14 protein-coding genes are annotated in these 13,256 nt (G+C 70.0%); 7 read left to right on the plus strand and 7 right to left on the minus strand.

Annotated elements, in window-relative coordinates; translation table 11 throughout:
* The 5 genes from E6R62_RS29115 to E6R62_RS29135 form a co-directional block, all read left to right on the plus strand.
* The coding region (locus E6R62_RS29115) for a TipAS antibiotic-recognition domain-containing protein (RefSeq protein WP_206308877.1) at positions 1–329 on the plus strand (329 nt) is incomplete at its 5' end.
* 882 nt (positions 330–1,211) lie between these two features.
* Positions 1,212–1,550 (plus strand): MerR family transcriptional regulator, encoded by a 339-nt coding sequence (locus E6R62_RS29120; RefSeq protein WP_136216478.1) that lies wholly within the window; start codon positions 1,212–1,214, stop codon positions 1,548–1,550.
* A gap of 146 nt (positions 1,551–1,696) precedes the next feature.
* A complete protein-coding gene (locus E6R62_RS29125; RefSeq protein ID WP_136216539.1) occupies positions 1,697–2,167 on the plus strand; it encodes a DIP1984 family protein in 471 nt (156 codons plus the stop codon).
* Between the two features lie 626 nt (positions 2,168–2,793).
* Entirely contained in the window at positions 2,794–3,918 is a 1,125-nt protein-coding gene (locus E6R62_RS29130; protein WP_136216479.1) for a zinc-binding dehydrogenase, read from the plus strand.
* Positions 3,893–5,104 carry an MFS transporter gene (locus tag E6R62_RS29135; protein WP_168714210.1) on the plus strand — a complete coding sequence of 404 codons (1,212 nt, stop codon included), beginning with the start codon at positions 3,893–3,895 and terminating at the stop codon, positions 5,102–5,104. Before E6R62_RS29130 ends, E6R62_RS29135 begins: the two co-directional genes overlap by 26 nt.
* A gap of 238 nt (positions 5,105–5,342) precedes the next feature.
* On the opposite strand, the gene E6R62_RS29140 is transcribed toward E6R62_RS29135, so the two are convergent.
* The 6 genes from E6R62_RS29140 to E6R62_RS29165 all read right to left on the minus strand — a co-directional run bounded on the left by E6R62_RS29140 (position 5,343) and on the right by E6R62_RS29165 (position 10,524).
* A complete protein-coding gene (locus E6R62_RS29140; protein ID WP_136216481.1) occupies positions 5,343–5,690 on the minus strand; it encodes a nuclear transport factor 2 family protein in 348 nt (115 codons plus the stop codon).
* Entirely contained in the window at positions 5,687–6,283 is a 597-nt protein-coding gene (locus E6R62_RS29145; RefSeq protein ID WP_136216482.1) for a TetR/AcrR family transcriptional regulator, read from the minus strand. Before E6R62_RS29145 ends, E6R62_RS29140 begins: the two co-directional genes overlap by 4 nt.
* 651 nt (positions 6,284–6,934) lie before the next feature.
* Complete coding sequence (locus E6R62_RS41895) at positions 6,935–7,999, minus strand: transglycosylase family protein (RefSeq protein ID WP_136216483.1); 1,065 nt, start codon at positions 7,997–7,999, stop codon at positions 6,935–6,937.
* 177 nt (positions 8,000–8,176) lie between these two features.
* The gene (locus E6R62_RS29155; RefSeq protein ID WP_136216484.1) at positions 8,177–9,577 is read right to left on the minus strand and encodes a hypothetical protein; all 1,401 of its coding nucleotides are present in this window, start codon (positions 9,575–9,577) and stop codon (positions 8,177–8,179) included.
* A 427-nt stretch (positions 9,578–10,004) separates the two neighbouring features.
* Complete coding sequence (locus E6R62_RS29160; RefSeq protein ID WP_136216485.1) at positions 10,005–10,319, minus strand: hypothetical protein; 315 nt, start codon at positions 10,317–10,319, stop codon at positions 10,005–10,007.
* 7 nt (positions 10,320–10,326) lie between these two features.
* On the minus strand, positions 10,327–10,524 hold the full coding sequence (locus E6R62_RS29165; protein ID WP_136216486.1) for a hypothetical protein: 198 nt from the start codon (positions 10,522–10,524) through the stop codon (positions 10,327–10,329).
* Between the two features lie 363 nt (positions 10,525–10,887).
* Here E6R62_RS29165 and E6R62_RS29170 point away from each other — a divergent pair, with 363 nt between their 5' ends.
* Positions 10,888–11,859 carry a helix-turn-helix transcriptional regulator gene (locus E6R62_RS29170; protein WP_136216487.1) on the plus strand — a complete coding sequence of 324 codons (972 nt, stop codon included), beginning with the start codon at positions 10,888–10,890 and terminating at the stop codon, positions 11,857–11,859.
* A 155-nt stretch (positions 11,860–12,014) separates the two neighbouring features.
* Positions 12,015–12,476 (plus strand): pyridoxamine 5'-phosphate oxidase family protein, encoded by a 462-nt coding sequence (locus E6R62_RS29175; RefSeq protein ID WP_136216488.1) that lies wholly within the window; start codon positions 12,015–12,017, stop codon positions 12,474–12,476.
* A gap of 93 nt (positions 12,477–12,569) precedes the next feature.
* Here E6R62_RS29175 and E6R62_RS29180 read toward each other — a convergent pair whose 3' ends face one another.
* Positions 12,570–13,040 carry a hypothetical protein gene (locus tag E6R62_RS29180; RefSeq protein ID WP_136216489.1) on the minus strand — a complete coding sequence of 157 codons (471 nt, stop codon included), beginning with the start codon at positions 13,038–13,040 and terminating at the stop codon, positions 12,570–12,572.
* Between the last annotated feature and the right edge of the window lie 216 nt (positions 13,041–13,256).

Here is a 13,256-nt window from a genome sequence, read left to right on the forward strand (position 1 = left end):
CCTGGGAGCAGTCCCGCCAGGCCATCGAGACGCTCACCGCCGAGGACACGGAGCGGTGGCAGCGCGAGGTGACGGCGCAGATGATCCGCATCGCGGAGTTCATGGCGGCCGGCACCCCGGTGGCCGACCCCGCGGTACAGGCGGAGATCGACGCCCACTACCAGAGTGTGTGCCGGTTCTGGACTCCGGACGCGACCGCGTACAAGGGGCTGGCCCAGACGTACGTCGACGACCCGCAGTTCCGCCGGAACTTCGACAAGATCGCCGAGGGCCTGGCCGCGTACCAGCGCGAGGCGATGGTCGCCTACGCCGAAACCCGCCTGAGCTGACCGCCGGGCTTCGGGGCCCCCACGGGGGTGGGGCCCCGCTCGGGTCACCGCCTGCCCTGCCGTGTTCGAGTGCGTCTACCTCACTTTCGAACAGATGGAAATCTATGTCGGCCGGAGTAGACATTGGATGCCTCGGCGGTTATGGTTTCTCTCGTAGCCGAGATCAGAAGGGCCCGGCAGAGATGAACTGCCGGGCAGCAGTACACGCAGTACCAGTAGTTGCAGTTCGCAGGACGGTGCGGTGGTGGAGTTCCGAAGCCAAAGCAGTCGTATGACGGCGACGGGGCTGACGACCGGACCGGGTGGCCCGCGGTGATCAGGGGCCGCCGTGAGCAGTGCCGCAGTTGGCAGTACCAGCAGTACCAGCAGTGCAGTCGTATGAGTGGTACCTCGGTGAAGGCGTCGGGCTGCGGGCGCGCGCACCGGGAGGTTCGGCAGTGGGGTTCCAAGCCAGAGCAGACGCAGGATGGGCGACGGGGCTGGCTGCCGAAAGGGTGGCGCTGTGTGAGGCCACCGGCAGTACGCAACACCGGTAGTACAGGAAGTACCCGCGTTACAGCAGTACGCAGTTCCCGTACGGCAAGTGAAGTGATTGATCCAGAGGGAAAGAACGGAGGAGCCAGGCGCCATCAGGATCGCCCGGACGAGAAGGACCGAGTCCGGGTACCGCAGGACATCGATAGTGAGGTGGTCTCCGGTCACGCATCCGCGATCCCCGCACCCCCGGCAGCGCTCAGGCCGGCCGTGCGGAAACAGAGGGCCGGCGCAGCATGAGGGCCGGCAGATGGTGTGAGTAGTTCCTTCGGGGCCCGGGTGCCGGTACGGCACCCGGGCCCCTCAAGCGTGTGCGACTCCGGCGCGTTCAACCAACAGAGAGGTTCGATGACAGCAGACGACACGTTCGGCCGTCTCGATGACGACGACTATCCCGCCTACACCATGGGCCGGGCCGCCGACATGCTCGGTACCACCCAAGGCTTCCTCCGCGCCATCGGCGAACACCGCCTCATCACTCCCTTGCGCTCCGCGGGCGGCCATCGCCGCTACTCCCGCTACCAGCTCCGCATCGCCGCCCGCGCCCGCGAGCTCGTCGACCAGGGAACCCCCATCGAGGCCGCCTGTCGCATCGTCATCCTCGAAGACCAGCTCGAAGAAGCCCAACGCATCAACGCCGAATACCGGCGCACCACCGGATCCCCGCCCCCACCGGCCGCAGCCTGAGGAGGACAGCGCGGGATCGGCGGCAGGGCGGTTGTACTCTCCCCGCTCCGATGGCTCGTCGGAGCTCCGGCGGATGAAATCCGAATGCGTACCGCTGGTGCCCGTTCGTATGCTCGTGCGAGCTCATGGAGGGGGAGGTGGGGACAGTGAAGCTTGCCGAGGCATTGGCGGAACGCGCGGACGCGACGCGCCGTGTGGAACAGCTGAGAGCGCGCGTCGTCAGCAGTGCGCGGTACCAGGAGGGTGAGACTCCGGCCGAGGACGCGGCCCAGCTGTTGGCCGAGACCGGCGGGGTGCTGGACGCCCTGGAATCGTTGATCCGGCGGATCAACCGCACCAACGTCACCGTGGAGATGGGGACGGACGGCACGCTCACCGATGCGCTCGCGCGCCGGGACGTTCTGCGGTTGCGTCACTCCGTGATCACCGCGGCGGCGGACGCGGCCGCCGGCAAGGGCGAGCGGGGATACGGCCGACAGCTTCGGTCCGAGTTGCTGACGCTCTCCGCGCTCCCGGTCGCCGAACTGCGCGGCCGGGCGGACGCCCTCGCCCGGGAGATCAGGGAGATCGATGTGCGGATCCAGCGGACGAACTGGGAGGTCGACTTGCTGGACTGAGCAGTCCGGCGAGCTGCGACGATGTGGAGCAGGTAGCCGCTCCGGAGGCGTGCACACACCGAGGGCCGGCGGTCTTCCGGTCCCCTCCTGGCGCGTGAAGAGCAACGCGGGGTTCGACTCCCCGGCAACAGCGCAGCTCAGCACCGCGTACAGGTGAAGGCGCACATCGCACAGCACACCACCACGTGCAGATCCGAAGCGGCGAGGGCGGGCACGGGGCTTTCCACATCGCGGCAGCACCATCCAGAACGGCGATCTCCGGCGGCTACGGCCGGCGACCGGGGAGCGACGGTGCCCTTTCGTGCGGCTTTGATGCCGGCTTCGAAGCCGGCAGGGCTGTGGCCTGGTGATCCGTGCCCAGCGCGCCGCGGCGCCGCCACCGGGGCGCGGGGGCGGTCGTGGTGCAACGACCCGGCCTTCTCGGAGGGTGGGTGCTGTTCTCCTGCGACGACCGAGGTTGGCCGGCTGGTGTGAGAGCCGGTGGGTGACTGGCCAAGTCACCCACCAGGCCGGTCGATGGCGGGTTTGTACCGATTCCGGTTTGTACCGCTTCGAACCGCACATGAGGGTTCGCGCGGCGGGTACACGGCTTCGGCACGCAAGAGTTCATCACGGGGAGGCGTGGCATGTTCGCATACGTTATGTCCGCTCCGGGCGTCGTCACCCGGGAGCGATTATCCGATCCGGTCTGTGGGCCCGATGAGGTGGTCCTGCGGACGGAGGCGGTCTCGGTCTGCTCCACCGACATCTCGTACTACCGGGGGCACCTCATACCGGAGTCCTGGCCGGTGGTGCCGGGACACGAGTACGTCGGGCAGGTCGTCGAGGTCGGAGCGCGCTTACGCGGGACCGTCACCGTCGGGGAACGGCTGACGTACTGGGGACAGACGGACTTCGGCGGGCTCGCCGAGTTCAGGGCCTTGCGGCCGCTGTTCCCGTCCGACGGACCAGAGCGCGAGAGTACCTGGCACACCGAACGCAACTTCTACGATGCCGCCCAGGCAGCTGTGGCGGTCGTTCCACCCGACGTACCCGGTGCGCTGGCCACCTTGGCGGAGCCGTTGACGTCCGTCCTGCGGTCGCTGCTGATCAATCCGCCGCGCCCCGGCGACACCGTGGTTCTGCTGGGCTGCGGCCCCAGTGCCCTGCTCGCCTTGCAGATCCTGACGCGCTGTATGGGGGCGGGCCACGTCGTGGCCGTCGACCACAACCCGGACCGACTGGAGGCCGCTCTGCGGCTCGGGGCCACCGAGACGTTCGACCCGGCCCACCAGGCCGACGCGCTGGAGGCGTTCGTCGCCCGGCACCAGGACCACTTCGCGGACTACGTCTTCGACGCGCTGCCGCATGTGGAACTCGACGCCCACGGGTACGACGTGCGTGAGATGGCGATGAGGCTGCTGCGTCCCGCCGGCGACTATGTCGTCTACGGGGCCACCGCACGCCCACAGACCCTGAAGACCTGGCTCATCCTGGCCAAGGGTCTCAAAGTGCAGGCGGCGCCGTTCGACGTCCGGATGTTTCCCATGCGGCGCACGGCGCACGTGCTGCGAACCGCCCTGGGTTACCTCCAAGGCGGTGTCGTCGACGTGAAGCCTCTGGTCACCGGGACGGTCGGCTTCCATGACGAAGACGGTGTCCGTGCCGTGTTCGAGCGTTACGGGACTGCGGCGTCCCTCAAGACATCCATCGCGTTCCCGCCGAGCCGGACCGGGGAGGGTGCCCATGTCACGGCCGACCACGTCGCATGAGACGGGCACTGCGGTCCGCGGGGAATCGCCGCCGGGCCTGGTCCGGGTGGCCGTGAGCGCGTTCTTCTTCGTGCTGGGGCTCGGTTTCGGTTCCTGGGTGGTACGGATTCCCGATGTCCAGCACGAGCTCGGCATCAGCAAGGGCTCCCTCGGTGCGGCGCTGCTGGCGGTCACCGTCGGATCCCTGGTCGGTATGCCGCTCGCGGGCTGGCTGGGGACGCGGATGGACGGCGCCTGGGTCCTGCGGGTCTCCGGTGCGGTCCTCGCCGTGTCCATCGCCCTGCCGCCCTACGCGACCGACTGGTGGACGCTGGCCCTCGCCCTGATCGTCGTGGGCGTGGGAAACGGGGCGCTGGGAGTCGCCATGAACGTACAGGGCTCTCTCGTCGAACGCACCCTGGACCGGCCCGTCATGTCCTCCTTCCACGGCGTGTTCAGCATCGGAGGCCTCGTCGGTTCCCTGGGCGGGGGGGCCGTGGCCTCGGCCGGCATCGGCCCCCGGGCGCACCTCTCGGCCACCGCCGCGATCCTGCTCTGCCTGACGCTCGCCGCGGGCAGCCGGCTCCTGTCCTCACCTCCCGACCGGGACAATGCCGCCCCCGTGCTCGTCCGGCCCACCAAGACCGCTCTGATCGGAGGAACGGTCGCCTTCTGCGTCCTGTTCGGGGAAGGGGCGGTCAGCGACTGGAGCGCGGTCTACCTCAAGAACGACCTGTCCGCAGCCGCACTCGCAGGCATGGGATACGCGGCCTTCGCCGGCGCGATGGCGGCAGGCCGGCTCGCCGGCGATCGCCTGGCCGCGGCAGTGGGCCCACGTCGCCTGGTGATCTACGGCGGATGCATCGGCACCGTCGGGATCACCTCGGTCGTGCTCATCGGCCATCCGCTCGCCACGGTCGTGGGCTTCGGGCTCATGGGACTGGGCCTGTCCGTGGTGTACCCGCAGGTCGTGAGCGCGGCCGGAGCCACCGGTGGCAAGGACACGGCGCCCGATACAGCCATCGCTGCGGTGTCCACGATCGGATACTTCGGTTTCCTCATCGGGCCGCCGGCCATCGGAGGTCTGGCTCAAATGACCTCGCTGCGCTGGGCCTTCCTCCTCGTCGCGCTGTGTTCCGTCCTGATCATCCCGCTGGCGGGGCGAGCTCTGACCGCCACGGCGCCCGGCCGTGACGCCTCGGGATGACCGACACCGCGGCACATGCCTGACCACACGACACGGCCGACCGCCCCGCCCTCCGCGCCACGTGAGCGACAAGGGCACACCGAGGCGCGGGGCGGCGGCAACGTGCCGGCAGGTGTTGTCACCATCGCGAACCGGAGACAGTGGCCGCGCGGTGCCCAGCCGCCGATGTAGCGGCGGACGGCGACCTCGCCGAGCGGCGCCGGCTGATCGGCGATGTGCTCGGCGAGTCGGAATCCGCTTACGAGGGGAGGAAGAAGCCGGTGATGTCGGCGAGTCGGCCGTCGCGGTGGAGCGCGGTGCTCACGCCCGCCATGACGGGTTCGCCCTGCTCGCCGAGCTGGGTCCACCGTGCGAGTGAGCGGTCGTGGTGTTCGAGTACCTCGTCGATGCGGAAGCGGTGGCCGGGGAAGGCACCGGCGAATCCGGCCATGTAGGCAGCCAGTTCGGTCAGTGCGCCGACCTCCGTGCCCGGGTCCCGGTAGGCGACGTCTTCGACCGCGACCGTGCCGAGTGCGGCGAGCCGCTCGCCGGGGTCGGCCGACCAGCATGCGGCGTAGTTCTCCCAGAGCTGTCGTGAGTCGCTCATCGCGGTCCTTCTTTCATGGGGCCGATCGACGCCATCGCGCCGTCGGTGATGGTGTGCAGCTTCGTGCGGGGGGCGCCGGCCCGGACCAGTACCAGCAGGCCCTGATAGAGCGCCAGCAGGTGGGCTGCCGAGATTTCGACGTCCAGATCCTCCGACAGCAGGCCCAGGGTGCGGGCTCGCGTCAGGGCTTCGGCGAAGCCGGACTCGATCGTCTCCAGCCCTCGGCGAACCGCGTCGGCGGCCTGCGGAACGGTGAAGGACTCAACTGCGGTGTTGGTGAGCAGACAGCCCGGATCGGGATCGCGGCCGGTCTCGAACGTCGAGGTGAAGAACGACCGGAGGCCGGCCACAGGGTCCGGCGTTTCCAGCAGGTGGGCCCGGACGCGGCCCTGCACCACCTGGTCGTTGTAGGCGTCCAGGGCCGCGCAGAACAGGCCGTCCTTGCTCTGGAAGACCCGGTACAGGCTGCCCGGATGCAGCCCGGTCGCCTCCTCGATGTCTCGAACCGAGGCGCCGAGGTAGCCACGCCGGCGGAACAGTCGCATGGCGGAGGCCAGTACCTCCGCCTGGTCCCAAAGCTGCTTGCGTCCCACCGATCCCCCCGTAGTTGAACGATCGCTCACAAAAATAGCACGCCTCACGGACGGCCGCTCCCGTGGCTCCACCCGACTCACAACTGGTCCCCCGCCACGGGCCTGGCGCGTCCGGGAACGCGCTGCTGACGGACTACCAGCGCTCCATCGCCAGCGCGCGCGACGCGGGTGGACCGGTTCGGCGCAGCGTGGGTGAGGGTGTGAAAGCCACAGGGCAGGGGGAGCAGCGACGGCGACCGTCAGAGCGGGGTCAAGGCGTCCCCCCCCGCACGGTCTCCGTCCTCGGCCCCGGCGCGGAGCGGTGAAGCGCACCGGCGAGCGCCCATCGGGAACATGCCCGACAGTGCGGTATCCGGCCCCGAGCGTGGCGAGCAGAGTGAACAGGGCAGGGCCGCGCAGGCCGCCTCGACGCCCCGGCCGACCGGCCCCCGGGGAACGTCGTCCCACCATTTCGGTCGGTGCTCAGCAACGGCCCATCTGTAGCCGCGCCCGTCATGCCCGGCCGGGCCCGTTGGACGCTTGAACCGAAGACGGCGGCGCCGGCTGATGCAGCCCGGCCCCGCCGTCATCGAGCCGCACGTAGCGGCTGAAGGGGGTCTCGCGGTCCTTGCCGGCTTCCGCCGCGCCGCGGTCTTGCCCCCGTTGCCTCGGTTACCAGGCGCCGGTGATGGGGGTGTCGCCGGGGTTGCCGAAGCGGGCTTGGTAGATGAGGGTGTTGGAGTCCTTGGCGGCGCCGAAGAAGTCGGATTCGGCGGGTCGGTAGACGCCGACCTTGTCGGTGCCGTCGCCGTTCCAGTCGCCCTTGATGGGGATGTCGCCGGGGTTGCCGAACTTGACCGTGTGGTCCACTGAGGCGGTGGCGTTGGAGTCGCTGAGGTAGAAGGTGGTGTCGTCGGGGCGGTAGATGCCGATGGTGTCTTTTCCGTCGCCGTTCCAGTCGCCGGTGATCGGCTTGTCGCCGTCGATGCCCATTCGGCGGGTGATGGTCACGGTGTTGTTGTCGTTGGTGAGGTAGAAGGTTTGGTCGCTGGGGCGGTAGATGCCGATGGTGTCGGTGCCGTTGCCGTCCCAGTCGCCGACGAGGGGGATGTCGTCCGGGTTGCCGAGCTTGCGGGCCACGGCCACGGTGTTGTTGTCGTTGGTGAGGTAGAAGGTCTGGTCGCTGGGGCGGTAGACGGCGAAGGTGTCCTTGCCGTCGCCGTTCCAGTCGCCGGTCAACGGCGTGTCGCCTTCGGTGCCGAAGCCGGCGTATCCGCCCAGGCCGCCGCTGGTGTTGCTGATGTAGAACGTGGAGCCCGCGGACCGGTACACACCCGCGGTCGACGGGGTCTTGGCGGGCGCGGGGTAGGGATCGGCGTGGTCCGAGCCGAGGCCTGCCTTGGGGCCGCAGGTCGGCCAGGCACCCTGGCCCTGGCCGGCGAGGACCTTCTCACCTATCAGGATCTGCTGCTGCTTGGTGGCCTGGTACGGATAGGTGGCGTACTGACCGCCGCCGTATGCCTTCCACGTGCTGAGGCTGAACTGGAGTCCGCCGTAGTAGCCGTTGCCGGTGTTGATGCTCCAGTTCCCGCCCGCTTCGCACTGGGCCACCTTGTCCCACGTGGATACCGACGCGGCCTGGGCGGGCTGGACGGCGCCTGCCGCGAGGCAAGCGGCAGCAACGGCCAGGAGGAACGGACGAGCCGTACGGGAGACGGTCGAGGTGGGGGTGCGCATGGGGAGGAACTCCTTCAGGGAGAGGGTGATGTGCGAGAGCGGGGGTAGACCGGCGCCCGGCCCCGTTGGGGTGGCCGGGCGCCGGCTGTGCGGCTCGGGCGTTTTTCAGCGCGGGTCCGGGCCTGCGGGTGGTCGACACCGGTGGCCTCGGACGCGCGCCGTACCGGGTCGGAGGCCTTACCAGGCGCCGGTGATGGGGGTGTCGCCGGGGTTGCCGAAGCGGGCTTGGTAGATGAGGGTGTTGGAGTCCTTGGCGGCGCCGAAGAAGTCGGATTCGGCGGGTCGGTAGACGCCGACCTTGTCGGTGCCGTCGCCGTTCCAGTCGCCCTTGATGGGGATGTCGCCGGGGTTGCCGAACTTGACCGTGTGGTCCACTGAGGCGGTGGCGTTGGAGTCGCTGAGGTAGAAGGTGGTGTCGTCGGGGCGGTAGATGCCGATGGTGTCTTTTCCGTCGCCGTTCCAGTCGCCGGTGATCGGCTTGTCGCCGTCGATGCCCATTCGGCGGGTGATGGTCACGGTGTTGTTGTCGTTGGTGAGGTAGAAGGTTTGGTCGCTGGGGCGGTAGATGCCGATGGTGTCGGTGCCGTTGCCGTCCCAGTCGCCGACGAGGGGGATGTCGTCCGGGTTGCCGAGCTTGCGGGCCACGGCCACGGTGTTGTTGTCGTTGGTGAGGTAGAAGGTCTGGTCGCTGGGGCGGTAGACGGCGAAGGTGTCCTTGCCGTCGCCGTTCCAGTCGCCGGTCAACGGCGTGTCGCCTTCGGTGCCGAAGCCGGCGTATCCGCCCAGGCCGCCGCTGGTGTTGCTGATGTAGAACGTGGAGCCCGCGGACCGGTACACACCCGCGGTCGACGGTCGTATGGCGACGTCGTCGGTGATGTTGTCGTACCGGTAGGGCTTGTAGCTGCCCGCGGTCAAGGTGCTGCGGCTGTAGGTGGAGTTGCGGGCGGTGGTACCCGGGTGGGCTTCCTCGATGATGTTGGCGGTGGTGTGGCTGCCGTCTGTCCAGCTCTTGAAGAGGACGACGTGGCTGGAGACGTTGTCGAGCATGTCACCGGGCTTGAGGTCGTCGTAGCTGCCCAGCTGCGTCGCGAAGTTCGGCAGGGTCCAGGTGGTCTCGCCGAAGTTGTTGGCACTGGAGGACTGTAGGTGCCAGGCCATGGACACCAGCCCGGAGCAGTCCTGGCGGTACTTGCCGTTCGCGTCGGTCCAATAGGCCGTCTGGCTGTACGGGACGCCCTGGCTGACCCAGGACTGGGCCCGGGCGAGTACTTCGCCACGGGTGATGCTCCCACCGACCGAGGAGGCCGCGGCGAGCATGTCCGCCCGGGGGGCCGTGGCCGCTCCCTTCGACTTGGCCGCAGCCGCGGCCATCTCGGACGCGGTCGCCGTGGACGGGTTCTTCACCGTGGGCGTGAACGCGGTCGTGTGACCCGCCGCGGCCGGAGCCTGCAGCGAGTGGGCCGGGCCGTCGGCGGTGACCGGGGCCGCGAAGGCGGGAACGCCGAGGGCAAGGGCCATGGGGAGGGCGGCGGCCGCGGTGGCGGGAAGGGCGAGACGGCGGAGGATGTGCTGGGGCATGGCGGATCGACTCCAGGGAGACTGAGTGGTCGTGGTGGTGGTCGTGGTGGTGGTCGGACACCGGCGGCCGGCCAGCTCCGTGCCCGGGCAAGCGGGACACGCCGGTAGTGGTGCGTGACATGGGGGAGCCCGTCCCCGGCCGGGTTGAATGGCCGTGGTGCCGGGTGCCGGGTGCCGGGTGCCGGGTGCCGGGTGCCGGGTGGCCGGTGCGGCGGGAGCAGGGCGTGAGCGTGAGGCCTCCGGCGAGGAGGCGACGTGCGGCGCCGGGTCGGGACGCGCTGGGCAGACCTCGCCGCTGCACGGGGGAGGACGCGCCTAGCGTCCGGAGCGGAGGTGCGCGGCTGTCCTGCCGGAGCCGGAGCCGGAGCCGGAGCCGGAGCAGGGCTCGCGGCGTAGGGCGGGCCCCCGGCGTGATGGGGTTGGAACTTCAGCCGGCGGGGTTCGTCTGCTCCGTGAGGGGCCCCGGCGGCAGGTAGCGCCGGTTGAGCACGGGCGAGATGCGCTGGCCGTGGGTGATGAGGGCGTGGGCGCGGACCTCGGCGCCGGGCGTGCCGGGGGAGTCCGGGCTCATGAGGTAGAGCAGGAAATCGACCCGGCCGGAGTGACAGTGGGCACTGACATGCTGGAGACCGACGCCGGGCAGGGCATGCGCCCACAGGGCGTCCGCGGCCTCGGCCGCCTGGTGCGCGTGGGGGGCTTCGCCCGGATGCCTGAAGACCAGGCTGGCGTAGACGATGTCCATCGACAGGTCATCCCCAGCCGAGGCTGCCGGTCGTCGGTGCTCCCCAGCCGAGACTGTCGGAGGCGGCCGCTGCCCGACCGGGGCTGCCCGAGCCCTGCTCGGCGGGCTGGGGCGCGGCGGTCGAGGTGACGGCGGGAACGAGGAGGGTCGCGGGAAGGGAGAGGGCAAGGGCCGCGGTGGACTGTGCGATACGGATGCGGATCATGGCGGAGTCCTCAGGTGTGATGGGTGTGGATGGTCTGTCCCGTGCGGGGGCCCCGCGGTTGACGCCCCGTCCGGTCGCCGTCCCGGGCTGTTTCCCCGGCGGCGATCACTAGCTTCGCCGCTCGGCCACACCCTCGGAAGGCCTTCCCCATGTCGCCAACCCGACTGTCGGGATCCGGACATTATGACGTGTACGTGTCAAAGAGGGGCCTCGCGAGAGGGCGTCGAGCGCCGCCCGCCCGATGGCACCGCCACGGCATCTCGCAGCAGAAGAAGCGGCTTGTGGATCTTGAGCGACAGGTCCGCTGCTGGTTGGATACAGGACAGGGCGTGTGGGGACACGACCACTGATCCGGGGGGATCCATGCTCGAAGTGCTGGGGCTGACCACTGACGCCACCACCGTCTACCAGGTGATGCTGGATCACCCCTGCTACGACGTCGAAAGGATCGCCGCGCACTGCGCCATGACACCCGCCGAAGTGCACGCGCACCTCGACGAACTGTGCCGCCTGACCCTCGTACGGGCCTCCGCCGAGTGGCCCGGTGAGCTGCGCGCGGTGAGCCCCGAGATCGGCCTCGCCGACATCATCGCGGGCCAAGAGGCGGCACTGGCCGACCGTCAGGCCCGGCTCGCCGCCTCACGCGCCGCCGTCACGCGCATGGTCGCCGAGCGAGCCGAGCACCGTGCCCACCACGGGGAACACCTGCACGGCATGGACGCGATCCACGACCGCCTCGAACAGATGGGCCTCGCCGCCACCACCGAGGTACTGAGCAGCCAACCCGGCAACCAGCGCCCCGAAGACCTTGCCGCGAGCCGCCCCGCCGATGTCCAGGCCCTCAGTCGGGGCATCAAGATGCGCACGCTGTATCAGGACGCCAGTCGCAACCAGCCCCACATCACGGCCTACGCCCACTGGCTCCTGAGCCAGGGCAGCGAGGTCCGCACCGCACCGACGATCCCCCAACGCATCGTCGTCGTCGACCGCGCCCAGGCCCTGGTTCCCGTCGACCCGGCCGACACGCGCAAAGGCGCCCTCCACATCACCGAACCCGGCATCCTCACCGCACTGGTCGACCTGTTCGAGCAGGCCTGGAACACGGCGGTACCGCTCGGCGCCACCCATGCGCAGGACCCGCATACCAGGCTGACCGCCACCGAACGCGAAATACTGCGGCTGCTCGGAGCAGGACTGACAGACGAGGGCGTCGGGCAACGCCTCAACATCTCCTCACGCACCGTCGGACGGCACATGTCCTGCATCATGGAACGACTGGGTGCGAGCAGCCGCTTCGAGGCGGGCATCAAAGCCGCCCAGAAGGGCTGGCTCTGACATACCAAACGCCCTGGTCCAGCCCGGTCGCGTCGGCGCCGGCCTCGGAGCCGGCCTCGGAGCCGGCAGGGGGGCGGGTGGGCGGCCGGGTCGGTCCGGGGGCGTAGGGCCGTAGCCCCATGCGGTTTCCGATCTTGCCGGCTACCGTCGCGACCATGCCGAACACCGGAATCCTTCATCGCTCGACGGCCGAACGCAGGCGTGCGACGCTGCGACGACTCGCCACCGAGCGGGACGCATGGGTGGCGACGGCCCACCCCGATCACGGCCCCCACCACATCCCCTTGTGGTTCTCCTGGGACGGGCAAGCGGTGTGGGTGTGCACGAAGGCGACGTCCGCGACGGTGCGGAACCTGAGGCACGACCCGCGTGTACGCCTGTCGCTGCCGGACACCGCCGATGCGGTGCTGCTCGAAGGGACGGCGCAGTGCTTCACGGACCAGGACGTGCCCACGGACGCGGCGGACGCGTTCGCCCGCAAGTTCGGCTGGGACCCGCGCACGGAGGACGCCCCCTTCGTGTACGTACGCGTGGTGGCGAAGGTGGTGCGTGCCTGGCGCGGGGAGCCGGAATTGCGCGGCAGGGTCGTCATGCGTGACGGCGCCTGGCTGGAGTAGTCGCCACCGCGGACGGCTGCCCGTCGTCGGCTGCCCGTCTTCGGCGGCCTCCGCCGAGTTGGAACAGCGCGCGCGGGTCCCGGCCGGGCTCGGTCAGCGGTGCCTGCGGCGCAGGAGTGCGAAGGCCGCGACGATCGCGGCGGCGGCGAGGGCCGGCACGATCGCGCGCTCGACCAGTTGCGGCGGCCAAAAGTGGGACTCGGGGTGATAGCTGACGACCGTGGTGCGGTCGACGGGACCGGAGAAGTCCCGGTCCTCGCCGCGCGACCGCCCGCCGACGGCGGCCCATTGCGAGGGGCGGAGCAGGACGAGGGCCGCTGTGACGGTCCCGACCACGGCGACGGCCGCGGCCATGGCGGGCACCGTGCGTCCGATCAGCAGGCCGGCCATGGTGCCCACCGCGATGCCGAGGAGGGCGTAACTCACCGCCGCCGGCCCGATCACCTGGTAGACGGGGAGACTGTTCCACTGGAGCGGGTACCAGGTGTCCGGCGTTTCCCGCCGGATCCAGGCGGCCAGGAGCACGAACGCGGGCAGGACGAGGAGCACGCCGGCAACGGGCACCGCCGGCTTGGCGGCGAGCCGGCGGGTCGGACTGAACGATTGGGTCCACTGGAGTCGGGAGGTGCCCGACTCCAGCTCGCGCCCGATGCGTGGTGGCCTCGACCGTCAAGAGTGCCCATCCGTCAACACGGGCCGGGGGTACACGATTGGGGGTAGGACCGTCGCTCACCGGCATACTCGGTCGGCGGCCCCCGGCCACTCACCCGCGCCCCGGCG

The organism is Streptomyces sp. A1136 (genome assembly GCF_004795055.1).
GTDB lineage: Bacteria > Actinomycetota > Actinomycetes > Streptomycetales > Streptomycetaceae > Streptomyces.